We start from the raw sequence: 23,396 nt of genomic DNA on the forward strand, positions 1-23,396 counted from the left end.
TTCCAGGATGCCGAACAGGTTGTCGAGCTGATGGTCGACCGTCACGATGCTCCTCCGGTACGGCCCAGCAGTGCGGAGAGGTCGGTCAGCGAGTCCTGCTCGAGCTGGACTGCGAGTTCCACCCCGGGCAGGTCACCTGCCTTCGCCGCGGGTGCCGGGCCGAGATTGAACAGCAGGCGCAGCGCTTCGGCGTAGGTGTCCCCACCCGGCGCGGCGGCCAGCTCCTTGACCCGCACGGTGGGCTGGTGGAGAAGCTTCTCCACCACCCGGTGCACGGTCTGCTCCAGTTCGGCGAAGACGTCCGGGTCCAGGCCGTCGAGGCGCCCCGAGAGCCGGTCCAGCTCCGTCTCCATCACCGAGCGGGCCATCGCCCGCAGCGCGACCACGGTCGGCGCGACCTCTTTGGCCCGCTGGTCGGCCAGGTACAGCGCGACCTCGTTCTCGACCATCGCCCGGGCCTCGGCCAGGTCCTCGCTCAGGCCCTCGGCGGTCAGCACCTGGCCCAGGTGCTCCAGGTCGAACACATGGGCCGCGTCCAGTTCGGCCACCGCGGGCTGCACGTCGCGCGGCAGGGCCAGGTCGATGTACACCTGCGCGCGGCCGTCGCGGGACTTCAGCGCCAGCTCGGCGGCGTCCTTCTCGACCAGGTAACCGGTGGCGCCGGCGCAGGCGATCACCAGGTCGGCGGCGGCCAGGGCGTCCGGCAACTGCTCGCGCGGGACCGGGGTGCCCCCGACCGATTCGGCCAGCCGGCGGGCCCGGGGCAGGGTGCGACTGCAGACCGAGATCGAGGCGACCTGGGCGCGGTACGCCGAGGCCACCGAAAGCCCGCTCATCGCACCGGCGCCGAGCACCAGCACGTTCAGCTCGCCCAGCGGGCCGAGGGCTTCGGCGGCCTTGCGCAGGCCGGCGTCCACCAGGCTCGGCGCGGCCTGGTCGAGCAGGGTCTCCGAGTGCACCCGCTTGCCCACCCGCAGCGCGTTCTGCACCAGGTGGCCGATGGTGCGCCCGGCGGAGCCGGCGCCCTGGGCAGCGCGCAGCGCGGTGCGCACCTGGCCGAGGATCTGCTGCTCGCCCACCGCCATCGAGTCCAGGCCGCAGGTGACCTGGAACAGGTGGGCGACCGCGGCGTTCTCGTAGTGCACGTACAGGTGCTCGGTCAGTTCGGTCAGCGGCACGCCGGTGGCCTCGGCCAGCCCGGCGCCGATCTCGCCGATCCCACCGTGGAACTTGCTCACCTCGGCGTAGATCTCCAGCCGGTTGCAGGTGACCAGGGCGATCGCCTCGGCCACGTGCTCGCCCCGGCACAGGTTGGCGACCAGCTCGGCGGCCGCCTCGGTGCTCAGCGTGGTGCGTTCCAGCAGGGAGATCGGTGCGGTGCGGTGCGACAGCCCGACGATCATGATGCTCATCCGGCGGCCTCGGCTCTCGACTCCGTCAGTGCGGTTGCGGGTTTGGTTCGGGGGGTGTTGCGCGGCTCGGAGAGCGCCGCTGCTCTCGGGGCCTTGGTTCTCGGTTCTTCCCGGGGTGGCGGCCGCAGCTCGGCCCGGGGATCGGTCAGCCCGGTCAGGGCACCGCTGAGGTCCTGCGGTTCGGTCGGCATCTCGCTGGTCAGCCGCCCGACCGCCCGGCGCTGCTCGTGGAAGGCCAGGATCTGCAGCTCGGTGGCCAGGTCGACCCGGCGCACCATCACCCCGTCGGGCACGGTCAGCACGCAGGGCGCGAAGTTCAGCACCCCGGTGACCCCGGCCTGCACCAGCTGGTCGCAGATCTCCTGCGCGGCCGGGCCCGGGGTGGCCACCACGCCGATCTGGATCCCGTGGGTGCGGACGATCTCGCCCAGCGATTCCAGGGGACTGACCGTGAGGCCCGCCACAGTTTCCCCGACCACCCGGGGATCGGCGTCCACCAACGCGGCGACGGTGAATCCCCGGGAGGTGAATCCGCCGTAGTTCGCCAGGGCATGGCCGAGATTTCCGATTCCGACGATCACGACCTTCCAGTCCTGGGTAAGGCCGAGTTCACGCGAAATTTGGTAAATCAAGTACTGGACCTCGTAACCCACGCCCCGGGTTCCGTACGAACCGAGGTGGGAAAGGTCTTTCCGGAGCTTCGCAGAACCGACTCCGGCGGCCGAGGCAAGTTCCTCGGAGGAGACCGTCGCCACTCCGCGCTCGGCCAGAGCGGTCAGCGCCTGGAGGTAGAACGGGAGCCGGGAGACCGTTGCCTCGGGGATGCCGTCGCGGGCGGCTCGGCCGGAACGGACGAGCCGGGCGGGGCGTGGTCGGGTCACAGTCGGCCGGCTCCTTCGATGGCTTTGGTACCCCTGATAAGGGACGACTGGCGCCTTGTGACATGCGCAGTCATGCCGGTGTGTCGTTCTGCAGCCTAAGCGCTTGTGAACGCATGCACAAAGTTCCCCGGTCATCGGTTACGACGCGAGAAGAGCCCCCTACGCCGCGTGAGCGCCGTTCGCAGTCTGTCCTCATCCACCCGCCAATAGGTGTGCTGAGCCCCGTCCACCAGTACTACCGGGATCTGTTCCCAATAAGTCTCGGCGAGGTCCGGATGTTCCAGAATGGACAACTCCTTCCATTCTGTCCCGGTTTCGTCTGCGATCTTTTTCACGATCAACCGGGCGTCGTCGCACAAATGGCAACCGGGTTTGCCGATGAGGGTGATTCGCGGCTCATCGCCGGTAACGTCTGACACGCGCCCCAGATTACGGTCACCGGCGCCGCCGACCGCGCTCACGACGTCTCTGCATTCATGTCTGTTCACGTCGGTGTGGCGTTGCCCGGCCTGTACGCCGTCGGCGGCGCGCGTAGACTCCCCGCCATGTCGGACGCCGAGATCCGGATGGTGGAGAGCCACTCCCCGCCGGCTCGCCCGGGCGACCCGACCGCGGCCGCCTTCTTCGACGTGGACAACACCATCGTCCGCGGGGCCTCGATCTTCCATCTCGCCAAAGGGCTCTACCACCGCGGTTTCCTCACCCCCCGCGACATCTGCCGGTTCGCCCTGCAGCAGGGCCGCTTCCTGGCCCTCGGCGAGCACCCGCACGCGCTGGCCGAGGTGCAGACCCGGGCGCTGGCCTTCATCGCCGGACGGTCGGTGGCCGAGATGCGCACGATCGGCGAGGAGGTCTTCGAGGACATCCTGGCCAACAAGATCTGGCCGGGCACCCTGGCACTGGCCCGGATGCACGAGGACGCCGGGCAGCGGGTCTGGCTGGTCACCGCCACCCCGATCGAGATCGCCGAGGTGATCGCCCAGCGGCTGGCCCTGACCGGAGCGCTCGGCACGATCCCCGAGCACGTCGACGGCCGCTACACCGGCCAGCTGGTCGGGGCACCGATGCACGGGGAGGCCAAGGCCGATGCGGTGGCGGCGCTGGCCCAGCGCGAAGGACTTTCGCTGCGCCGTTGCGCGGCCTACAGCGACTCCGCCAACGACATCCCCCTGCTGTCGCTGGTCGGGCACCCGGTGGCGATCAACCCTGACGGCCGCCTACGGGCCCACGCCCGGGCCAACGGCTGGCAGGTTCACGACTACCGCACCACCCGGCGGGCCGCGAAGATCGGCCTCCCTGCGGCCGGAGCAGGTGTGCTGGCCGGTTTCGCTGCCGGCGCCCTCTTGGCCAACAAGCGACAGGACAAGCTGCCCGAGCCCCCGTCCGCAGGGTGTCCGCGCCGGGCCTCCGAGCTCACCGGCACCAACGGTCAGAAGAAGACCGACCGCCGCTGAACCAGCAGCGAGTACAAGGTCTGCTGGATGGTCTGCCGGATGCGGTCGGTCAGGTCGAAGACCAGGATCGGGTCCTCCGCGGCCTGCGGGCTCAGGTCTGCGGTGTGGATCGGGGCGCCGAACTCGATCAGCCACTTGCTCGGCAGGGGTACCGCGCCGAGCGGGCCCAGCAGCGGGAAGAACGGGGTGATCGGCAGGTACGGCAGTCCCAGGAGCCGCGCCAGGGAAGGCACCTTGGCGATGATCGGGTAGATCTCCTCCGCCCCCACGATGGAACAGGGCACGATCGGCACACCGGTCCGCAGCGCCGCCGAGACGAATCCACCCCGCCCGAAGCGCTGCAGCTTGTACCGCTCGGAAAACGGCTTACCTATGCCCTTGTAGCCCTCCGGCCAGACCCCGACCAGCTCCCCCGAGGACAGCAGACGCTCCGCATCCGGGTTGGACGCCAACGTGGCACCGCCCCGACGGGCCAGTCCCGCCAAGAACGGTGTCTGGAACACCAGATCGCCGCCCAGGATGCGCAGATGCCGCTCCCGTTCCTCGCGCACCGCGACCCCTGTCATCAGCGCGTCCAGGGGAACGGTTCCCGAGTGGTTGGCCACGATCAGGGCCCCGCCCTCTGCCGGAATGTTCTCCGCGCCACGAACCTCCACCCGGAACCAGTGCTGGTACAGGGGGCGAAGCAGGTTCAGGGGCACGGCGTCCGCGAACTCGGGATCGAACCCGAACGCGTCCACCTCGTAGTCCCCCGCCAGCCGTGAGCGCAGGAACTCGATCACCTCGAGCAGCCGGTCCGGGTTTTCCTCGCCCTCGGGCTCGGCCGCGGTAGGTCCAACTTCCAAATTTGAGACGTTGGGGCTGGCCGCCGCGGTCGGCTCCGGCCAGCCGGTGGGCTCGGTGGTGGGGGCGCTCGCACCTTGATCTTCGTCGTCTTCTGCCGCGAGCTCGGAGTTCGGAGGCTCAGTGATGGCGGTGAGGACGGACTGGCCGATCTGCCCCGCGATCGAGAGCACCATGGAAGCGGTGGAGGACGCCGGGATCACCGAAGGCCGCGGAATGTCGGCGTCTGGCACCGCCGGGGGCGGCTCCTCCGGCGCGGTCAGCCAAGGACTCAGCCGTCGACGATTCCGCTCCGCCGCCGCCCGCGTCGCCCCGGCCCGCACCTGCTCCGCCGCCACCTCGTCCGAGGCCCCCGCCTCGTCCTTCGGCCTCCCCCGGCCGGTCGACTCGGCCGGATCTGCCCCAGCCTTGCGACCCGACTGCCCCTTCAACCCCGCCCCGGCTGATTCTGGGCGGGCAGCAGGCCCGCCCTTCCCCTTCGACCGCGCTCGGCCGTTGAACTCAGTCGCAGCACCCGAAGCGGCCCCGACCTCCGGCTCAGCGCCCACCCCCGGGCTCGCCTCGCCCTTCAGCCGCACCCGACCCTTGACCCCGGTCGCCTCTGCCTCAACTTCCGGGCCAACCCCTGCCCCAGAACCTGCCCGTCCCTTCCTTCCAGCCTCGCCCCTCGGCCTCACCCGGCCATTGCGCCCAGCCGTCTCCTCAACCGCTTCGGTCGACCTACCCGCATCCAACTCTTGGCTGGGCTTCGGGGGCTTGGCCTTCTTCGGAGCATCGGGCTTCTTGCTCTCCTTCGAAGGCCGAGATGCCTTGGTGCCCTTGGCGCCGGAGCGATTCGGCCGGGGGCGAGCAGCGCCTTCCTGGCGGCCGGGCCCGCCGCCCCGGGGGCCACGGTCCTCCAGGTTCTCGGAAGCGTCGCTCATCGGGCGGCCTCAGGCCGTGGGGTGCGACGCGTCTGGGTAGCCGCTTGCGGCCTCAGCCGGCTCACCAGCTGACGCTCCAGGGCATTGACCACCGGCGGGGAGAAGAAGCCGCGCAGTCCTCGGGTGCGGACGAAGTCCTGGAAGGCCGACCTGGTCGTGTACTTCGGGTCCAGCCCCAGGTCCTCGCGCATCCGGGTGGTGTCCAGGCAGCGGCCGAAACGTAGGTAGCGGATCTGGTCCGGGCTGAAGTCGGCCAGCCCGCCCCGGTGATAGATGCTGCCCATCAGCTCGGCCAGCTGGGGTACGACGGCGACGGTGGGTCGGCCGGCGAAGCCTGCGGCCTGGCCCAGGGTGATCACGCCGTCGCCGGCCACGTTGATCACGCCCTGGCACTCGCCCAGGGTGGCCAGGCGCAGGGCCTCGATCGCGTCATCCTCGTGCAGAAACTGCAGGCGGGGGTCGAAGCCGAGCACGGTGGGCACGACCGGCAGGGAGAAGTAGTCCGTCATCGAGGTGCGGATGCCCGGGCCGAGCACGTTGGCCAGGCGCAGGGTGGCCACCTCGACGTCGGGCCGGCGGCGGCTGAACCCGCGCACGTACTCCTCGACCTCGGCCGAGTCCTTGCCCCAGCCGCTGCGCGGAGGGTGCTTGCCGACCAGTGCCTCGGTGAACATCGCCGGATCGCGCGGGCTGCTGCCGTAGACCGCCGAGGTGGACTTGACCACCAGCCGCCGCAGCCGGGGCGCCCGCTGGCAGGCGGCCAGCAGCTGCATGGTGCCGATGACGTTGATCTCTTTCTGCGCCGTACGGCTCCCGGCCGAGCTCGGCGTGGCAATCACGCTCATGTGCACCACGGTGTCGGCGCCGGTCTGCTCGAGGATCCGGCCGATCATCGAGTTACGGATGTCGGCCCGGACGAACTCGGCACGGCCGATGTCGTGGGGCGGGGCGATCACGTCTACCCCGATCACCCGGTCTACCCCGGGCTGCTCGGCGATCAGGCGGGCAAAGCGACCACCGAGATACCTGGCGACGCCGGCCACCAGTACGGTCCGCCCCATCCCGATTCCTCCCGCCCAGAACAAGTACCAACGGACGCCGTCCAAAGGTCCGCGAGCCCGCTCACGAGTGCGCCGGCGAACGTCTACGAACCCCCACCGACCAGCCCGACCGTTGCCGAGCTGTTACCAGCGGACCACGGCCCACCGGATCACGTCCATGCCGGGAGCGCATCTCACGGTTTTCCGGGCCCATCCATGGGCGCCCACCCCGGCAGCGAAACGCCACCACCTACGTCCCCAGTGAGAAACTTGGTCCGCCTGCCAGCCTGACAAGCCAACGCGCTCACCGCGTGGTCAAGCCGGCCGATGTGATGCGGGCAACGTCTCCCCCGATGTCCCCACCCCCCGTAAGCCCCGCAAAGCACGCGCGGCGGCCAGTAGATACTGGCCGCCGGTGTGCGGTACTACGTCCGGATCAGGTCTTACTTCTTGTTGCGACGCTGGTGACGCGTCTTGCGCAGCAGCTTGCGGTGCTTCTTCTTGGCCATCCGCTTGCGACGCTTCTTGATGACGGAGCCCACGGGTCCTCGCAGTTCGTTGATCGGGTCGCCCGCGACACCTGCGCGGGATCGAGGTTCTCGCGGCGCGGGGATGCCCGCACCAGCATTACCTGGTCCCCAGGGTAGCGCCTCGTACACGGTGCACCCGGTCTCACCTCTGCAACGCGGTCCCTAGAGAGCCGTCGAAGCACCTCAGGCGGTCTCGGTGCTGCCGTTCATGTACGAGTGCCGCAGGTACTCCTGCACCGCCCGCTCGGGGACCCGGTAGGAGCGGCCGACTCGCATCGCGGCCAGCTCACCGGCATGCACCAGGCGGTAGACGGTCATCTTCGACACCCTCATGATCCCGGCCACCTCGGCCACGGTGAGGAAACGTACTTCGAAATCTCCCCTGGGCAGGGCACGCACGGCGGTCATCTGAGGTCTCCCCTCGGTCGGGCTGACAGTCCGAATCGAAGGCGTTCTGCCCTCTCGCGCCGGATGTCGACTTCGCTCCGGATACGTTCGGCAACGCCCCGTAACCAACCATAGGTGTAAGTGAGCCTGAAGTGTGAATCGAGTTGCCGACTCGCCCGAATATCCGGGTACTCAGATCCTCCGAACTGCCCCTTTTTGCCACTCAACCCACCGGTACGGGCTTCGTGTGCTCCAAAGTCCGACCTCGAACCCCGTTCGGGGGGCAGCGGGTCAGCAGAGAGTTACCGATGGGTCAGTCGAAGTAGGGGTCGAGCCCATGCAGCGGAAAGACCGCCTTACGGGTGGCCAGGACCACCCGGTCGATGGCATCGGCCGGGTCGTAGCCGGTACTCCAGGAGCGGTAGTCGGTGTTCGCGCCGTCGGTCATCCGCTGGGGTGCCGGACGACCGCAGCGCGCGTTCACGTATTCGCGCCAGCCGGCGGGCACGTCGGTGCCCGGCGGGATCGGCCGGTGCGCCGCGATACCGATCAGGTGTGACCAGGCTCGCGGCACCACGTCCACGATCTCGTAGCCCCCGCCGCCGAAGGCCACCCAGCGCCCGCCGGCGTACCTATGGGCAAATTCGTGCAGCGCCTCGTAGGAGGCCCGCTGGCAGTCCAGCGAGAGCGCCAGGTGGGCCAGCGGGTCCAGGACGTGTGAATCGCACCCCTGCTGGGTCACCAGCACCTCAGGTTCGAAGGCCTCCAGCAGGGAGGGCACCACCGAGTGGAAGGCGCGCAGCCACCCCGCGTCGGAGGTACCCGGGGGAAGCGCCACGTTGACCGCCGTGCCCTGAGCCGCGTCGCCACCGAGATCCTCGGGGAAGCCGGTGCCGGGAAAGAGGACGCGGCCGTTCTCGTGCAGGGAGATGGTCAGCACCCGGGGGTCGTCCCAGAAGATCTTCTCCACGCCGTCGCCGTGATGGACGTCCACGTCGACGTACGCCACACGCTTCGCCCCGGCGTCGAGCAGCGCCTGAATGGCCACCCCGATGTCGTTGTAGACGCAGAAACCACTCGCCGCGGCGGGCATGGCGTGGTGCATGCCGCCGGTGAAGTTGACCCCGTGCTCGGCCTGCCCCGACCAGACCGCGAGCGCTACCTCCCGGCTGGCCGCGCAGATCCGGCCGCTGGCCTCGTGCATGCCGGGGAAGGTGGGGTTGTCGGTGGAGCCCAGGCCGAACTTCAGGTCCGAGACCACGGGCCGGGTGGAGGCCCGGCGCACCGCCTCGATGTAGTCCGCGTCGTGCACGCTGAGCAGCAGCTCGTCGTCCGGCGGCTCGGCGCTGACCACGTGGACCCCGGCCGCGTCGAGCAGCCCCAGATCGGTGGCCAGCCGGGCGGTGAGCTCCAGCCGGATCGGGTGCATCGGGTGCTCGTCACCGAAGTCGTACCCGGTGAACGCCTCGTCCCAGACCAGCCGCAGTGCCTCCACCCGCCCCACCGTAATCGCTGCCGGGACGGCCCGCCCTACCGTCCGGTCAGAACTGTGAGAGCTGGGCCGACCGATTGCAGGCGGCCTCGATCGCCGACATGAAGGCGCCGCGCACCCGCTGGTCGTCGAGCAGCCGCACCGCCGCCGCGGTGGTCCCGCCCGGGCTGGTGACCTGCTCACGCAGGATGCTGGGGTGCTCGCCGGTCTGCCTGAGCATGGTCGCGGCGCCGAACAGGGTCTGCACCACCAGCTCGGTGGCGGTGGGCCGGGGCAGGCCGAGCAGGACGCCGGCCTCGATCATCGCCTCGGCCACGTAGAACACGTAGGCCGGGCCGGAACCGCTGACCGCCGTCACCGCGTCCTGGTAGCTCTCCGGCACCTGGAGCACCTTGCCGGTGGAGCTGAGCAGGTCCTGGGCGCGCTCGGTGTGCTCGGGAAGGCAGTGCGTGCCCGGGCTGAGCACCGACATGCCCTGGTCGACCAGCGACGGGGTGTTCGGCATGACCCGGATCACCGGAGTGCCCTCGGGCAGGCCGCCCTCGAGCGCGGCGATGGTCTGCCCGGCGGCCAGCGAGACCACCAGGGTGCCCGGGCGCAGGGCCGGGCCGATCTCGGCGAGCAGGCCGGCGATGTCGCGGGGCTTGACCGCCAGGAGCACCGTGTCGCCCCAGGCCGCGGCCTCGACGTTGGCCAGGACCTCGACGCCGTGCCGCTGCTTGAGTTCGGCAGCGCGTTCCGGGCGACGGGCCGAGACCACCACGTCGGCGGGCGCGCGGCCGGCGCGCAACAGCCCGGCCAGGATCGTGCCGCCCATGTTCCCGGCGCCCAGAATCGCGACCCGGCCTGTCTTCACCTGCTCAACCATGCGGGCCATCATGCCTGGCCAGCACTTCGCCCAGAGCCAGGCCCAGGTGCAGCCCGAGCCGCGCCTCACCTTCGTCGAGATCTACCCCGGCCAGCTGCTCGATCCGCTCCAGCCGGTAGTAGAGGGTCTGGCGATGGACCGACAGGGCGGCCGCGGTGCGGGCGGCGTTACCCCCGTTGTCCAGCCAGACCAGGGCGGTACGGATCAGATCGGCGTCGGCCTTGGCGCGCAGCCGGGCGGCCGGGGTGCCGGAGATCAGGGCCTCGACGGCGGCGGCTCCCTGCCCGAGCACTCGGTAGATGCCGAGGTTGGCCCAGGTCAGAACCGAACCCAATTGGGGACGGGTCTGCGCCACGAGCGCTGCGAGCTCGGCTTGGTGGGCGGCTGCGGGAAGAACCGACTGCCAAAACCGGCCCGGCGCCTCCTGGTCGGAAACCTCGCCCCGTGGCTCAGCCGCACCCAACCGACCCGGTGCGCCCGACGTCCCCAATTGGGTTGGAACCAAGCACGACTCGCTTACCCCCGCCACCGCCCCCGACGGCAACTGCCGGGCCACCCGCCGGCTGATGACTTCCGCGTCGGCCCCGGTCGGAACCGAAAGCACAGTGCGCCGCCGGGCCCCATCAGAAGTCCGGATCGCAGCAACGACAAACGGCTCCCCGGAAGCAAGCTCGCCCAGGGAGACCAAACGACGCCAGGCGAGCTCGTCCCCTTGCAGTAAGGCCTCGACCAACGCCGCCCGTTCATCGACAACACCCGCCCGGCGAGCCAGCAACGCCCCCGCCCGCTCGGCCAACGGCGCCGAACGGTTCAGCGCGTCCGCGTCTACCCCGGCAGCCGGTTCGACCACCCAGAAATAGCCATAGGTACGCCCGGAAGCCCGCACGGGGATGCAGACCCGGGCCGCGATCTGCCGGGACTCGTCCGCCGGGATCCGCACCGGAGCGGTGGCCGAGGCGATGCCGTGTTCCAGGAAATAGCTGCGTACCTGCGACGTCGCGGTCTTCCGCAAGATCGTCGCGGCGCGCACCTGATCTACGCCCTCGGGGCTCTGTGACCCGTAGGCCACCAGGGCGAATCCCAGGTCTTCGAGCACCGCCGGGGCGTGCAGCAGGTCCGAGACGTCATCGACCAGTTCCTGCAGCGCCCGGGAGTCCGGCTCGGCGGGGGCTGACGTCATCCCAGTACGACAATCGTCGGAACGGCTCGTGACATCTGCACATGGTGACACCCCAGCCTCGCTCCTAGCCTGGCCGTATGCCGAAACTCCTGCTGGCCGCCGCACAGACCCGGCCAGTCCGGGCCTCCGTCAGCGCGCTGCCGATCAGCCGCAAGATGGTCCGCCGGTTCATCGCCGGGCCCGACGCCGCCTCCGCGCTGGAGGTCACCAGGACGCTGCGCGAGCAGGGTCTGGCCGTGACCCTGGACGTACTCGGCGAGGACGTGACGGATGCCTCGCAGGCCGCCGCCACCGCTGCTGCTTACCGTTCGCTGCTGGCCGACCTGGCCGATGCCGACCTGGCCGACCGCGCCGAGGTCTCCGTAAAGCTCTCGGCCCTGGGTCAGGCTCTCGGCGCCGACGGTCACAAGATCGCCCTCGAGAACGCGGCATCGATCGCCGAGGCCGCAGCAGCCACCGGCACCACCATGACGCTGGACATGGAGGACCACACCACGGTCGACTCCACCCTGGGCATCCTGCAGGAACTGCGTACCCAGCACCCCTGGGTCGGCGCCGTGCTGCAGGCCGCGCTGTACCGCACCGAAGGTGACTGCCGGGATCTGTCGAACGCCGGTTCGCGCGTACGGCTGGTCAAGGGTGCCTACGCAGAACCGGCTTCGGTGGCGCACCCCCGGAAGGCCGACGTCGACGCCGCCTACCGCCGTTGCATGGAGATCCTGTTCAACGGCCAGGGCCACCCGATGATCGCCACGCACGACATGGCGCTGGTCGCCGAGGCCACCGCCACCGCGGCCCGGCTCGGCCGATCCCGCGAGAGCTGGGAACTGCAGATGCTTTACGGCATCCGCACCGATGAGCAGAAGACGCTCTCGGCCGCCGGGGTGGACGTGCGGGTGTACCTGCCGTTCGGCACCGACTGGTACGGCTACTACATCCGCCGCCTGGCCGAGCGCCCGGCGAACGTGTTCTTCCTGCTCCGCAACCTCAAGAACGCCTGAAAAACCCTAGAACGAAAGGACGATTCGATGGACGCGATCACGAAGGTCCCGGCTCCGGTCAACGAGCCGCCGCGCCCCTACACCGTCGGCAGCCCCGACCGGGCCGCGCTGGAGCCGGTGCTGAAGGAGATCTGGGAGACCCGCACCGAGATCACCAACTGGATCGACGGCCGGCCGGTGGCCGGTGGCGGCGACCTGGTCGAGGTGGTTGCCCCGTTCGAGAAGTCGCACGTTCTGGGCACTTTCCGGAACGCCACCGCCGAGGACACCGCCGCCGCCATCGCCGCCGCCAAGAAGGCCGCCCCGGCCTGGGCCGCGCTCTCGATCGACGACCGGGCCGCGATCCTGCTGAAGGCCGCCGACCTGCTCACCGGCAGCTGGCGCGCGGTGACCAACGCGGTCACCATGCTCGGCCAGGCCAAGACCATCTACCAGGCGGAGATCGACGCGGTCTGCGAGCTGGCCGACTTCTGGCGCTTCAACGCGCATTTCGCCCGGCAGATCTACGCCGAGCAGCCGGCCGCCAACTCCCCCGGGATCTGGAACCGGCTGGACCACCGCCCGCTCGAGGGCTTCGTCTACGCGATCACGCCGTTCAACTTCACCTCGATCGCCGCCAACCTGGCCACCGCACCCGCCCTGATGGGCAACACGGTGATCTGGAAGCCCAGCCCCACGCAGGCGCTTTCGGCCGAGTACACGATGCGGATGCTGCGCGCGGCCGGTCTGCCGCCCGGCGTGATCAACCTGGTGCACGGCGCCGGCCCGGAGGTCTCGTCCGTGGCGCTGGCCGACCCGGACCTGGCCGGCATCCACTTCACCGGTTCCACCGCCACCTTCCAGCACCTGTGGAGCGAGGTCGGCTCACGGATCACCGAGTACCGTTCCTACCCGCGGATCGTCGGCGAAACCGGTGGTAAGGACTTCGTTCTCGCCCACCCCAGCGCCGACGTCGACGTGCTGCGCACCGCTCTGGTGCGAGGCGCCTTCGAGTACTCGGGCCAGAAGTGCTCCGCCGCTTCGCGGGCGTACGTGCCCCGCTCGGTCTGGACCCGACTGAAGGACGGGCTCGCGGACGTCACCAGTTCTCTGCCGGTAGGCCCGCCCACCGACTTCGCCAACTTCACCTCCGCCGTCATCGACGAGCGGGCGTTCGCCAAGCACAAGGCCGCTCTGGCCCGCGCCGCCTCCGCCGAAGGCGTGGAGATCCTGGCCGGTGGCAAGGTGGACGACAGCGTGGGCTACTTCGTCGAGCCGACCGTGCTGGTGGTCGACGACCCGGCCGACGAGGCGCTGAGCACCGAGTACTTCGGCCCGATCCTGGCCGTGCACGTGTTCGAGGACGAGGAGTTCGACGCGATCGCCGCCTCGATCTCGGCCACCTCGAAGTACGCGCTGACCGGCGCGATCATCGCCCAGGACCGGCAGGCGGTGGCGGCCGCGGCCGAGGCCCTGCGGTTCGCGGCCGGCAACTTCTACATCAACGACAAGCCGACCGGTGCGGTGGTGGGGCAGCAGCCGTTCGGCGGCGCCCGCGCCTCCGGCACCAACGACAAGGCCGGGGCCCCGCAGAACTTGCAGCGGTGGACCTCGACCCGGTCGATCAAGGAGACGTTCGAGCCCGCCGTCGACTGGCGCTACCCGCACATGGGCTGAACCCGGAACTGCCGCTAGGGCTCAGGAACCCCTCGACCTGGGCCCTAGCGGCTGGTGGTGAGGTTGGCCGAGGCCAGGTGCTCGCGGGCGAAGGTCAGGCACTCGGACAGTTCGGCCTCGCGCTCGGCCCGGGTCCGGCACTTGCGGGTGTTCACCTCGACCGCCACCACGCCGGCCCAGTCCCACTCAGAGAGCAGGTCCAGCACCTCGCCGCAGGGCTGGGTACCGCGCCCGGGCAGCAGGTGCTCGTCCTTCGCCGAGCCCGCGCCGTCGGCCAGGTGGATGTGCGCCAGCCGCTGGCCCAGGGCCTTGGCCATCGCCAGCGAGTCGCCGCCGGCCGTGGCGGCGTGCGAGAAGTCCAGCGTGACGTGGCTGTACGGCTGCTCCAGCGGGTCCCAGCCGGGCGAGTAGGCCATCACCTCACGGCTGCGGGCGCGCCAGGGATACATGTTCTCCACCGCGATCGGCACCGCGAAGTGGTCGTTCATCCGGGTCACGCCGTCCACGAAGGCCGCGCCGTACTCCTTCTGCCAGCGGAACGGCGGGTGCGCCACCACGGCGCTCGCACCCACGTCCTCCGCCATCTGCACCGAGCGCTCCAGCTTCGCCCACGGCTCCTTGCCCCAGACCCGCTGAGTCACCAGCAGTGTCGGAGCATGCACGGAGAGCACGGGGACGCCGTAGTGCTGGGACAGCCGCTTCAGCGCACCGGTGTCCTGGCTGACCGGGTCGGTCCAGACCATCACCTCGACGCCGTCGTAGCCCAGACGCGCGGCGATCTCGAACGCGTCGGCACAGGACTCCGGGTACACAGAACTCGTCGACAGCGCGACCTTGGCTGCCTTACCCCGTGAAGCCTGTGCCCCACCATTGTTCGATAGGCCCATGCCGTTCAGCGTAGTCACTCCCGCTGTGGGCGCTTGCCCACACCCACCTCGCCCGCTTCGGCACTCACCCCTCCGGCTCAGAAGCCGGGGCCGGCCGCGCTCATCATGTCGTCGAGCCGGCGCAGGATCACGCCCTCGCGCAGCGCCCACGGGCTGATCTGCATGCTCTCCACGCCGAGCAGTTCCATCGCGGCCTCGGCCACCAGCGCACCGGCCAGAATCTGCCGGGCCCGGCCGATCGAGACGCTGGGCAACTCTGCCCTTTCGGCCTCGGTCATCGTGGCCAGGCGGGGAACCCACTCGGTCAGATCGGCCCGGCGCAGCACCCGGACCGGACTCTCGGCCGTCTCCGGGGCGCAGATCCGGGCCAGCGAGCGGAAGGTCTTGCTGCTGCCGACAGTCTGGTCCGGCGCACCGCTGCGGACCACGTCACGCACCACCCGGCCCAGCTCGGCCCGGACGTAGCGGCGCGCGGCGCGGATCTGGTCGGCGCTCGGCGGGTCCCCGACCAGCCGGTCCCGGGTCAGCCGGCCCGCGCCCAGGGGCAGCGAGATCGCCACGTCGGGCAGTTCGTCCAGGCCGGTGCCGATCTCCAGCGAGCCGCCGCCGATGTCCAGCACCAGCAGCCGCCCGGCCGACCAGCCGAACCAGCGCCGCACCGCCAGGAAGGTGAGCCGGGCCTCGTCCCCGCCGCCCAGCACGTGCAGCTCGATACCGGTCTGCTTGCGCACCCGGGCCAGCAGTTCCTCGCCGTTGGGGGCGTCCCGAATGGCCGAGGTGGCGAACCCGATGACCTCCTCCACGCCCAGGTCCTCACCGATGGTCAGGCTGGACTCGACGAAGCGCAGCAGCGACTCCTCGGCCTGCGGGGAGATCCGGCCGTCCGCGTCCAACTGCTCGGCCAGCCGCAGTTCGATCTTGTGCGAGGAGGCCGGCAACGGCCGGGCCCCCGGATGAGCGTCCACCACCAGCAGATGCACCGTATTGGAACCCACATCGAGAACGCCCAGCCGCATCCTGCGAAAGTACCTCACGATCCGGCCGCGACCTGAGCCGATTAGCTCCCTTGCACCTGAGCAGGGGCCCGCAGGGCTTACATTGTCGGCCATGCCCCATCCCCCCGCGCCGGAACTCGGACTCGACCCGGCCCGGCTCTGGCTCGAGTTCCCCGATCCGGAGCCCTCCGAAATCGTCGAAGACCCCGAGAATGTCGACGACGAAGACGAACTTGACGACGTCGTCGTGGACTTCTCCGACTCCGCCGACGAGGAGGACGAGGAGGACGACGACGAGACCTTCGAGGACGAGGACCAGCCCGACCAGGTCTTCCGCTGCGACCTGACCTGGCTGACCTCCAACTACACCTGCATCTACGGCAGCGGCTGCGGGGGCATCTACGCCGACCGGCCGAACGACGGATGCTGCACCCTGGGTGCGCACTTCGCCGACGAGGAGGACGAGGAGCGGGTCACCGAGGCGGTCAAGGGCCTGGACGCCGGCATCTGGCAGTTCGCCGACGAGGGCACCCGCGACGGCTGGACCGAGGTCGACCCGGAGGGCCAGCGCAAGACCCGGGTGTTCGAGGGCGCCTGCATCTTCCTGAACCGCCCGGGCTTCGCGGCCGGCGACGGCTGCTCGCTGCACAAGCTGGCCTGGGCCCAGGGCCGCGAGCCGCTGGAGCTGAAACCGGACGTCTGCTGGCAGCTTCCGATCCGCCGGTCCTACCGCACGATCGAGCGCCCGGACGGCACCAGCTACCTCGAGGTGACGATCAGCGAGTACGACCGCCGGGGCTGGGGCGCGGGCGGGCACGACCTGGACTGGTACTGCACCGGCAACCCGCAGGCCCACGTCGGCAGCCAGCCGGTGTACCGCAGCCTGAAGCCGGAACTGGTGGAGCTGATGGGCGAGGCTGCCTACGGGGTGCTGGCCCAGCACTGCGACCAGATCACCGGGGCCCGCAAGCTGATCCCGCTCACCGTGCACCCGGCGACCGCCCGGGCCCGCTGAGGCCGTTCATGGCCGGAGTCATCCCGAGCCCCAACATCTGGCACCACCCGGGGGTCTACGAGATCGAGAACCGCAGCGTCGATCCGGACGGTGTGATCGAGGCCGCCATGCGCTCGATCCGCTCCTGGGAGGGCGCCGCGGTGCTCGACATCGGTTGCGGCACGGGCTTTCACCTGCCCCGCTTCGCGGCCGAGGCGGCCTCGGTGATCGGGGTGGAGCCGCATCCGCCGCTGGTGCAGCTGGCCCGGCGGCGGATTGCGGCAATGATGGACGACGGGCGCGCCTCGGGTGCCCCCTCCGCCTTGGGTGCGGGGGACGGTTCGGACAGCGGATCAGTCGGCGGGGCCGACCCGGTCGACTCCGCCACTCGGAGTGCCGGTGAGGCCGAGAGCGCCGCTGCCGCCCGGAGCGCCACTGCGGCCGACCTCCGAAAGATCGACATCCGCCTCGGCACCGCCCAGAAACTCCCGGTTCCCAAGGCTTCGATCGACGTGGTGCACGCCCGCTGGGCCTACTTCTTCGGCCCCGGCTGCGAACCCGGCCTGGCCGAGATCCGCCGGGTGCTGCGCCCCGGCGGCATCGCCTTCGTGATCGACAACGACGCCACCCGCTCCACCTTCGGCACCTGGTTCCGCCAGTGGCTGCCCAGTTACGACCCGGCGGCCGTGGAAACCTTCTGGGCCCGGCAGGGCTGGTCGCGGCGCAGCCTGGACATCCGCTGGGAGATGCCCACCCGCGAGGAGTTCGAGGCCGTGGTGCGGATCGAGTTCAGCCGCGAGCACGCGGACCGGATCCTGGCCTCGCACCCGGGCTCGTCGGTGGACTACGCCGTGAACCTGCTCTGGTACCAGGCCCCGAAAGGCCTCTGGCTCAAGCGCTGACCAATCCCAGTTACCGCGTGCGAAAGCTGTCGCCCGAGCGCTCTTAATCCACGCAATAGCGACAGAACGCCCCAAGTAGACGCTTCCGAGCCAGCATTGGGCCGGTGCGAAGCCCACCCCTCCACCGGTGCGGAGCCTGCCCCCTCCACCGGTGCGGAGCCCGCATCTCCACCGGTGCGGAGCTCGCCCCCTCCACGAGCCCCGCACCGAGTCCGCCCCTCCCACAACGCCCTTCGACCCGAACGGCCTCGCCCAGCTCGCTCCCTGCCCCCGTTCGCCCTTCGCCCCCAACGACCCCGACCAACTCGCGCCCCGCCCAACTCGCTCTGGCCCCGCTCGCCCTTCGCCCCCAACAACCCCGACCAACTCGCGCCCCGCCCCGCTCGCTCTGGCCCCGCTCGCTCTGGCCCCGCTCGCCCCTACCCCCGCTCGCTCCTCCCCCCGCCGGCATTCCCACCAACCAGCGGGAAGGTGGCCCGGCTCAAGGCGGTGAGGACATCGGGAACCTCGTACACCGCCATCCCCTCCGGTGCGGGCGCAGCATCTTTCGTGCCGGCCGGGACGAAGGCCGAGGTGAAGCCCAGCCGGGCGGCCTCGGCCAGGCGGCGGCCCACGCCGGCCACCGGGCGCACCTCGCCGGCCAGACCCACCTCGCCGACAGCGATCGTGCCGGGAGCCAGAGGTCGGTCGATGGCGGCGCCGGCGACGGCCAGGGCCACGGCCAGGTCGCAGGAGGGCTCGGCCAGGCGGTTGCCGCCGACGGTGGAGACGTAGACGTCGTTGCCGGACAGCCTTGCCCCGGCCCGGCGTTCGAGGACGGCCAGGATCATCGAGACCCGGCTGTTGTCCAGGCCGGAGGTGGCCCGGCGGGGGTTGTTGGCGGCGGTCGGGGCGACCAGCGCCTGGACCTCGCTGACCAGGGGGCGGCGGCCCTCCAGGGTCACGGTGACGCAGGTGCCGGGCACCGGCTGGGCGTGCTGGGACACGAACAGGCCACTGGGATCGGTCAGGCCGACGATGCCCACCTCGGACAGGTCGAAGCAGCCCACCTCGTCGGTCGGGCCGTACCGGTTCTTCACCGCGCGGACCAGGCGCAGCCGCGAGTGCCGGTCGCCCTCGAACTGGCAGACCACGTCCACCAGGTGCTCGAGCACCCGGGGCCCGGCGATCGAGCCGTCCTTCGTGACGTGGCCGACCAGCAGGGTGGCCATGCCGCGCTCCTTGGCCACCCGGATCAGCGAGGCCGCCACCTCCCGGACCTGCGAGACGCTGCCGGCCGAGCTCTCGATCGCGTCGCTGGCGATGGTCTGCACCGAGTCCACCACCAGCAGGTCGGGCTGCACGTCCTCCACGTGGCCGAGCACGGTGGACAGATCGGTCTCGGCGGTGAGCAGCAGCCGGGGCCGCAGCGCCCCGATCCGCTCGGCCCGCACCCGGACCTGGCTGGCCGACTCCTCACCGGTGACATAGAGCACGGTGCGCGAGTTCTGCGCGGCCTTGGACGCCACGTCGAGCAGCAGCGTGGACTTGCCGACCCCGGGCTCACCGGCCAGCAGCACCACCGCCCCGCTGACGATGCCGCCGCCGAGCACCCGGTCCAGCTCCTCCACCCCGGTGGACCAGGTCTGCGCGTTGTCGGCCGCCACCTCGCCGATGGGCTGGGCCTTCACCCCCACCGGCCGGGCCTTGGTGATGCCGGCCGGGGCCGCACTGGTGGCCTCCATCACCGTGCCCCAGGCCTGGCACTCGCCGCAGCGGCCGACCCACTTGGCGGCCTGCCAGCCGCACTCGGCACAGCGGTAACCGGGGTTGTCCCGCCCGGACCGCTTGCCCCGGCCTGCCGTACCTCGCCGCGCATCAGATGTGCTCACGGCCAAGAACCTACGCGCGCCCACCGACAATCTTGACGGCCGTAGCCGGATAGACTCCCTCTCGTGGTTGCGGAGCGGACTCCCGAAGAGCTACTGCGGTACACCCTGGCCGCCGTCGCTCCGGGCACGACGCTGCGTGACGGCCTGGAGCGGATCCTGCGTGGCCGGACCGGCGCGCTGATCGTGCTCGGCCACGACCCGTTGGTGGAGACGATCTGCACCGGCGGCTTCCACCTGAACGTCGGCTTCTCCGCCACCCGGCTGCGCGAGCTGGCCAAGATGGACGGCGCGATCGTCACCGACCAGGACGTGACGCACATCCTGCGGGCCGCGGTCCAGCTGGTGCCCGACCCCACCATCCAGACCGACGAGTCCGGCACCCGGCACCGCACCGCGGAGCGGGTGGCCAAGCAGACCGGGTACCCGGTGGTCTCGGTCAGCCAGTCGATGCGGATCATCGCGCTGTACGTGGCCGGCCGGCGTTACGTGCTGGAGGGCTCGGACGCCATCCTCGGCAAGGCCAACCAGGCGCTGGCCACCCTGGAGCGCTACAAGGCCCGGCTGGACGAGGTCACCAGCACGCTCTCCGCGCTGGAGATCGAGGACCTGGTCACCGTGCGCGACGTCTCGATCGTGATCCAGCGGCTGGAGATGGTGCGCCGGATCTCCGACGAGATCCAGCACTACGTGGTCGAACTCGGTACCGACGGCCGGCTGCTCTCGCTCCAGCTGGACGAGTTGATCGGCGGCGTCGGCCCGGACCGCGACCTGGTGATCCGCGACTACCTGGACGCCACCCGCCGCGAGCGCTCGATGCCCGAAGTGGTCACCGCGCTGGCCGAGATCCCCTCGAACGACCTGGTCGACCTGGGCCTGGTGGCCCGGGTGCTGGGCTTCGTGCAGGGCGGGGACGCGCTGGACGCCTCGGTCAGCCCCAAGGGCTACCGTCTGCTCACCAAGGTGCCCCGGCTGCCCGGCACGATCGTCGAGCGCCTGGTCGACCACTTCGGCGACCTGCAGAAGCTGCTCGCCGCCAACCTGGACGACCTGATGCTGGTCGAGGGGGTCGGCGACCAGCGGGCCCGGGCGGTCCGGGAGGGCCTGTCCCGGCTGGCCGAGTCCAGCATCCTGGAGCGGTACATCTGAACGTCCCAGCAACGGACGCGGCAACTCACCAAAGCGCCCGTCCCACCGGCGCAGCGAGCGGGTCCAGCGCCAAAACCAGAAGGCGAACCGCCTTCGGCCAGTTCGCCCACCGCCGGATCCAGTCCACCCGCGCCCGGTTCGCTCAGGACCGGGAAGACAAAACCCCTCATAGCGTTGCTTTGTCTTCCCGATCATGGCCATGGCCGCCGGCAGCACCAAGCACCCCCCACGCCGACCACCACCCCGGGAAGCGCCACCCATGACGCCCACCACCGCCTCAGCCAAAGCCACCCGGACCAAGGGCACCACAACGTCCGCAAGCAAGAACCAAAACCCGCTCCACACCCCGATCATCGCCTGGTACGAGGCCAACCAGCGGGATCTGCCCTGGCGCGAACCCGGCTGCCCCGCCTGGCACATCCTGATCAGCGAGATCATGCTGCAGCAGACCCCGGTCGTCCGGGTGCTGCCGATCTGGCGCGAGTGGGTAGAGCGCTGGCCCACCCCGGCCGACCTGGCCCAGGCCTCCCCCGCCGACATTATCCGCGCGTGGGGCCGACTCGGTTACCCCCGGCGAGCGCTGCGCCTGCACGCGGCCGCCCAGGCCATCGTGGAGAAGCACAACGGCGAGGTCCCGAGCGACCACGCCGAGCTGCTCGCCCTTCCCGGCATCGGCTCCTACACCGCAGCAGCCGTGGCCAGCTTCGCCTTCGGCCAGCGTCACGCCGTGCTCGACACCAACGTGCGCCGGGTCTTCGCCCGCACGGTCACCGGCATCGAGTACCCGCCGACCGCCGTCACCGCCGCCGAGACCAAACTCGCCACGGAGCTCCTGCCCGAGCAGCGCGCCCACGTCTGGGCCGTGGCCGTGATGGAACTCGGCGCCCTGGTCTGCACTGCCCGCTCCCCCAAGTGCGCCGAGTGCCCCGTCTCCCAGCAGTGCGCCTGGCGTCTGGCGGGATCCCCTCCGCACACCGGCCCGGCGCGTAAGGGCCAGGCCTGGGCCGGCACCGATCGGCAGATCCGCGGCGCACTGATGGCCGCATTACGAAGCAGCAAGGAACCGTTGTCGCACCCTCAGCTGGTGATCGAAGTGCCCGACAGCGCCCTGCGGGATCCGAACCAGCGCTCCCGCTGCCTGTCCGGCCTGATCGAAGACGGTCTGGTCGAACCACTTCCCGGCGATCATTACCAGCTCCCCGCCTGAGCGAAGAATCATGCACCCCCGACCGGGTAGAAACACCCATACGGGATACACGGTGCATACGTTACGGCTACTATCTGACCGCCTTAAATCTTCGCTAACCTCAGCACGTGGTCCACAGTGACGGGGGAAAGCACGAGCCTGCCCAGAATGCTCCTGCGCTCGTCGTTGACCACGTTGCCTTTGCCGCCCGCCAGGGTTTCCTGCGCCGCCGGCGGCAGATCTTCGACGGCCTGTCGTTCACCGTCGATCCCGGTGAAGCGGTAGGTCTGCTGCTGGCCTCGGGCTCGGGCAAGACCAGCCTGGCCAAGCTCGCCACCGGTCTGCACACCCCGGCGTTCGGCTCGGTCTCGGTGCTGGGCCTGAACCCGGCCGCCGACCAGGGCAAGCTGAAGGGCCGGGTCGGCGCCATCGTCAACGAGCACTCCCAGCTCTGGCCCGACCTCCCCCTGGGCGATGCCCTGGCCATGCTCGGTCAGTACTTCGACCTGCACAACGAAAAGGCCCGCCGGACCGAACTGGCCGAGCGCCTTGAGCTCACCCGGGTTCTGCGTACCCCCGTCGGCGATCTGACCCCGGCCCAGCATCGGCGCGCCGAACTGGTGGCCGCCCTGATGCCCGATCCGGAACTGCTGATCCTGGACGAGCCGACCCGGGGTATGGATGCGGCCGGCAAGGAGCGAATCCGCTCGGTTCTACGCCAGGAGAACCGGATGCGAGGGCGCACCCTGCTGGTGGCCACCAGCGATCTGGCCGACGTCGAATCCCTTTGCCCCCGGCTGCTGGTCGGCGTGGACGGCCGGATCGGCTTCGACGGGAATGTGCCCGCGCTGAGCGAACTCCTGGGCACCGAGCGGGTGCTGGTGGTGGACCTGATGGCCCCCACCGACCGGCTCGACGAACTGCCCGGCACCGACCTGATCGCGATCGAGGCCAACGGCCTACGTCAGCGGATCGGCATTACCCCCGGGCAGACCACGACGGCGAAAGTGCTTGCAGACGTAGTCTCCCGAGCTTCCGTACGCAATCTCACCCTGGAGGAGCCGGACGTCTCGGAGCTGGTCCGCCGGCTGGCCTTATAGCTCGCGGAGCATGCGCGAGTTGCCCAGGGTGTTCGGCTTGACCCGGGCCAGATCGAGGAACTCGGCCACCCCCTCGTCGCGCGACTGCAGCATCTCGGCGTAGACCTCGGGCGCCACCGGCGTTCCCTCGATCTCCCGAAAACCGTGGCGCTCGAAGAACTTCACCTCGAAGGTCAGGCAGAACAGCCGGGCCACCCCGAGGTCGGTGGCCTGCTCGATCAGGGTGTCCAGCAGGGCGTGCCCGACCCCGCTGCCCCGCCAGGCTGCCGAGACCGCGAGCGTGCGCACCTCGGCGAGGTCTTCCCAGAGCACGTGCACGGCCCCGCAGCCGATCACCTGGTCGTCGGCGTCCACCGCGACCCGGAACTCCTGCACGTCCTCGTAGTACGTGACGCGTTCCTTGTTCAGCAGGATGCGCTGGTCGGCATAGCCGGAGACCAGGCCCGCGATCGTGGGGACATCGGTAGTACGGGCACGCCGGACACGAAACTCAGCCACTCGTCGATGCTCCCACGTGCTCCCCCTCGGGGACACCGGAAAACCACTGCTTTTAGACGGTGTGCGCACCGATCGTGGTGACCTCACCTACGCACGTCTCCGAGCAGCAAACCGGCCGAAGGCCGGAACCCCTTGCGGGGTCCCGGCCTT

22 protein-coding genes are annotated in these 23,396 nt (G+C 70.3%); 8 read left to right on the plus strand and 14 right to left on the minus strand.

Annotation, left to right across the window (positions count from 1 at the left end):
* Positions 1-41 precede the first annotated feature (41 nt).
* The 3 genes from LR394_RS19845 to LR394_RS19855 form a co-directional block, all read right to left on the minus strand.
* Entirely contained in the window at positions 42-1,412 is a 1,371-nt protein-coding gene (locus tag LR394_RS19845; RefSeq protein ID WP_231444100.1) for a glutamyl-tRNA reductase, read from the minus strand.
* The gene (locus LR394_RS19850) at positions 1,409-2,293 is read right to left on the minus strand and encodes a redox-sensing transcriptional repressor Rex (RefSeq protein ID WP_231444102.1); all 885 of its coding nucleotides are present in this window, start codon (positions 2,291-2,293) and stop codon (positions 1,409-1,411) included. The genes LR394_RS19845 and LR394_RS19850 overlap by 4 nt, the downstream gene beginning before the upstream one ends.
* A 131-nt stretch (positions 2,294-2,424) precedes the next feature.
* Positions 2,425-2,754, minus strand: coding sequence for a glutaredoxin family protein (locus LR394_RS19855; RefSeq protein WP_231444103.1), 330 nt, complete (start codon positions 2,752-2,754; stop codon positions 2,425-2,427).
* An 84-nt stretch (positions 2,755-2,838) separates the two neighbouring features.
* On the opposite strand from LR394_RS19855, the gene LR394_RS19860 reads away from it, so the two are divergent.
* Positions 2,839-3,747 carry an HAD family hydrolase gene (locus tag LR394_RS19860; RefSeq protein WP_231444105.1) on the plus strand — a complete coding sequence of 303 codons (909 nt, stop codon included), beginning with the start codon at positions 2,839-2,841 and terminating at the stop codon, positions 3,745-3,747.
* Here the strand turns inward: LR394_RS19860 and LR394_RS19865 are convergent.
* The 7 genes from LR394_RS19865 to LR394_RS19895 all read right to left on the minus strand — a co-directional run bounded on the left by LR394_RS19865 (position 3,723) and on the right by LR394_RS19895 (position 11,010).
* The gene (locus tag LR394_RS19865) at positions 3,723-5,021 is read right to left on the minus strand and encodes a lysophospholipid acyltransferase family protein (RefSeq protein ID WP_231444107.1); all 1,299 of its coding nucleotides are present in this window, start codon (positions 5,019-5,021) and stop codon (positions 3,723-3,725) included. The genes LR394_RS19860 and LR394_RS19865 overlap by 25 nt on opposite strands.
* Positions 5,022-5,509: 488 nt before the next feature.
* On the minus strand, positions 5,510-6,574 hold the full coding sequence (locus tag LR394_RS19870) for an NAD-dependent epimerase/dehydratase family protein (RefSeq protein ID WP_231444109.1): 1,065 nt from the start codon (positions 6,572-6,574) through the stop codon (positions 5,510-5,512).
* Positions 6,575-6,996: 422 nt separating this feature from the next.
* On the minus strand, positions 6,997-7,095 hold the full coding sequence (locus LR394_RS19875) for a 30S ribosomal protein bS22 (RefSeq protein WP_003792170.1): 99 nt from the start codon (positions 7,093-7,095) through the stop codon (positions 6,997-6,999).
* 171 nt (positions 7,096-7,266) lie between these two features.
* Complete coding sequence (locus LR394_RS19880; protein ID WP_231444111.1) at positions 7,267-7,491, minus strand: helix-turn-helix domain-containing protein; 225 nt, start codon at positions 7,489-7,491, stop codon at positions 7,267-7,269.
* A gap of 292 nt (positions 7,492-7,783) precedes the next feature.
* Entirely contained in the window at positions 7,784-8,965 is a 1,182-nt protein-coding gene (locus tag LR394_RS19885) for an acetoin utilization protein AcuC (RefSeq protein WP_231444113.1), read from the minus strand.
* 46 nt (positions 8,966-9,011) lie between these two features.
* On the minus strand, positions 9,012-9,830 hold the full coding sequence (gene proC / locus LR394_RS19890; RefSeq protein WP_231444114.1) for a pyrroline-5-carboxylate reductase: 819 nt from the start codon (positions 9,828-9,830) through the stop codon (positions 9,012-9,014).
* Positions 9,823-11,010: a PucR family transcriptional regulator gene (locus LR394_RS19895; RefSeq protein ID WP_231444117.1), complete on the minus strand. Its 1,188-nt coding sequence runs from the start codon at positions 11,008-11,010 to the stop codon at positions 9,823-9,825. Before LR394_RS19895 ends, proC begins: the two co-directional genes overlap by 8 nt.
* A gap of 77 nt (positions 11,011-11,087) precedes the next feature.
* Between LR394_RS19895 and LR394_RS19900 the strand changes: the two genes are divergently transcribed.
* Both LR394_RS19900 and pruA read left to right on the plus strand, forming a co-directional pair.
* Positions 11,088-12,011, plus strand: a complete 924-nt coding sequence (locus LR394_RS19900) for a proline dehydrogenase family protein (protein ID WP_231444119.1) — start codon at positions 11,088-11,090, stop codon at positions 12,009-12,011.
* A 27-nt stretch (positions 12,012-12,038) separates the two neighbouring features.
* Entirely contained in the window at positions 12,039-13,667 is a 1,629-nt protein-coding gene (pruA, locus tag LR394_RS19905; RefSeq protein WP_231444121.1) for an L-glutamate gamma-semialdehyde dehydrogenase, read from the plus strand.
* Positions 13,668-13,711: 44 nt separating this feature from the next.
* On the opposite strand, the gene LR394_RS19910 is transcribed toward pruA, so the two are convergent.
* Positions 13,712-14,554 (minus strand): sugar phosphate isomerase/epimerase family protein, encoded by an 843-nt coding sequence (locus tag LR394_RS19910; protein WP_231444123.1) that lies wholly within the window; start codon positions 14,552-14,554, stop codon positions 13,712-13,714.
* A 77-nt stretch (positions 14,555-14,631) separates the two neighbouring features.
* Positions 14,632-15,570: a Ppx/GppA phosphatase family protein gene (locus LR394_RS19915; RefSeq protein WP_231444125.1), complete on the minus strand. Its 939-nt coding sequence runs from the start codon at positions 15,568-15,570 to the stop codon at positions 14,632-14,634.
* A 91-nt stretch (positions 15,571-15,661) separates the two neighbouring features.
* On the opposite strand from LR394_RS19915, the gene LR394_RS19920 reads away from it, so the two are divergent.
* Both LR394_RS19920 and LR394_RS19925 read left to right on the plus strand, forming a co-directional pair.
* Positions 15,662-16,564: a hypothetical protein gene (locus LR394_RS19920; protein ID WP_231444127.1), complete on the plus strand. Its 903-nt coding sequence runs from the start codon at positions 15,662-15,664 to the stop codon at positions 16,562-16,564.
* A gap of 8 nt (positions 16,565-16,572) precedes the next feature.
* The gene (locus LR394_RS19925) at positions 16,573-17,445 is read left to right on the plus strand and encodes a class I SAM-dependent methyltransferase (protein WP_231444129.1); all 873 of its coding nucleotides are present in this window, start codon (positions 16,573-16,575) and stop codon (positions 17,443-17,445) included.
* 419 nt (positions 17,446-17,864) lie between these two features.
* On the opposite strand, the gene radA is transcribed toward LR394_RS19925, so the two are convergent.
* A complete protein-coding gene (gene radA, locus LR394_RS19930) occupies positions 17,865-19,316 on the minus strand; it encodes a DNA repair protein RadA (RefSeq protein WP_231444130.1) in 1,452 nt (483 codons plus the stop codon).
* 63 nt (positions 19,317-19,379) lie between these two features.
* On the opposite strand from radA, the gene disA reads away from it, so the two are divergent.
* From disA to LR394_RS19945, 3 genes are all read left to right on the plus strand, one after another.
* Positions 19,380-20,462, plus strand: a complete 1,083-nt coding sequence (gene disA / locus LR394_RS19935; RefSeq protein WP_231444132.1) for a DNA integrity scanning diadenylate cyclase DisA — start codon at positions 19,380-19,382, stop codon at positions 20,460-20,462.
* 259 nt (positions 20,463-20,721) lie between these two features.
* Positions 20,722-21,669 (plus strand): HhH-GPD family protein, encoded by a 948-nt coding sequence (locus tag LR394_RS19940; protein ID WP_231444135.1) that lies wholly within the window; start codon positions 20,722-20,724, stop codon positions 21,667-21,669.
* Positions 21,670-21,776: 107 nt separating this feature from the next.
* Positions 21,777-22,748 (plus strand): ATP-binding cassette domain-containing protein, encoded by a 972-nt coding sequence (locus LR394_RS19945; protein ID WP_231444137.1) that lies wholly within the window; start codon positions 21,777-21,779, stop codon positions 22,746-22,748.
* Here LR394_RS19945 and LR394_RS19950 read toward each other — a convergent pair.
* Positions 22,743-23,246 carry an amino-acid N-acetyltransferase gene (locus tag LR394_RS19950; RefSeq protein WP_231444139.1) on the minus strand — a complete coding sequence of 168 codons (504 nt, stop codon included), beginning with the start codon at positions 23,244-23,246 and terminating at the stop codon, positions 22,743-22,745. The genes LR394_RS19945 and LR394_RS19950 overlap by 6 nt on opposite strands.
* Positions 23,247-23,396: the final 150 nt, after the last annotated feature.

Source organism: Kineosporia babensis, from assembly GCF_021129305.1.
GTDB lineage: Bacteria > Actinomycetota > Actinomycetes > Actinomycetales > Kineosporiaceae > Kineosporia > Kineosporia babensis.

Excerpts from the sequence above, each read along its gene's own strand:
- pruA (WP_231444121.1), top strand. The coding sequence starts at position 12,039 with ATGGACGCGATCACGAAGGTCCCGGCTCCGGTCAACGAGCCGCCGCGC.
- LR394_RS19860 (WP_231444105.1), top strand. The coding sequence starts at position 2,839 with ATGTCGGACGCCGAGATCCGGATGGTGGAGAGCCACTCCCCGCCGGCT.
- LR394_RS19925 (WP_231444129.1), top strand. The coding sequence starts at position 16,573 with ATGGCCGGAGTCATCCCGAGCCCCAACATCTGGCACCACCCGGGGGTC.
- LR394_RS19910 (WP_231444123.1), bottom strand. The coding sequence starts at position 14,554 with ATGGGCCTATCGAACAATGGTGGGGCACAGGCTTCACGGGGTAAGGCA.
- LR394_RS19870 (WP_231444109.1), bottom strand. The coding sequence starts at position 6,574 with ATGGGGCGGACCGTACTGGTGGCCGGCGTCGCCAGGTATCTCGGTGGT.
- LR394_RS19845 (WP_231444100.1), bottom strand. The coding sequence starts at position 1,412 with ATGAGCATCATGATCGTCGGGCTGTCGCACCGCACCGCACCGATCTCC.
- LR394_RS19895 (WP_231444117.1), bottom strand. The coding sequence starts at position 11,010 with ATGACGTCAGCCCCCGCCGAGCCGGACTCCCGGGCGCTGCAGGAACTG.
- LR394_RS19940 (WP_231444135.1), top strand. The coding sequence starts at position 20,722 with ATGACGCCCACCACCGCCTCAGCCAAAGCCACCCGGACCAAGGGCACC.
- proC (WP_231444114.1), bottom strand. The coding sequence starts at position 9,830 with ATGGTTGAGCAGGTGAAGACAGGCCGGGTCGCGATTCTGGGCGCCGGG.
- LR394_RS19915 (WP_231444125.1), bottom strand. The coding sequence starts at position 15,570 with ATGCGGCTGGGCGTTCTCGATGTGGGTTCCAATACGGTGCATCTGCTG.
- LR394_RS19900 (WP_231444119.1), top strand. The coding sequence starts at position 11,088 with ATGCCGAAACTCCTGCTGGCCGCCGCACAGACCCGGCCAGTCCGGGCC.
- LR394_RS19880 (WP_231444111.1), bottom strand. The coding sequence starts at position 7,491 with ATGACCGCCGTGCGTGCCCTGCCCAGGGGAGATTTCGAAGTACGTTTC.
- LR394_RS19920 (WP_231444127.1), top strand. The coding sequence starts at position 15,662 with ATGCCCCATCCCCCCGCGCCGGAACTCGGACTCGACCCGGCCCGGCTC.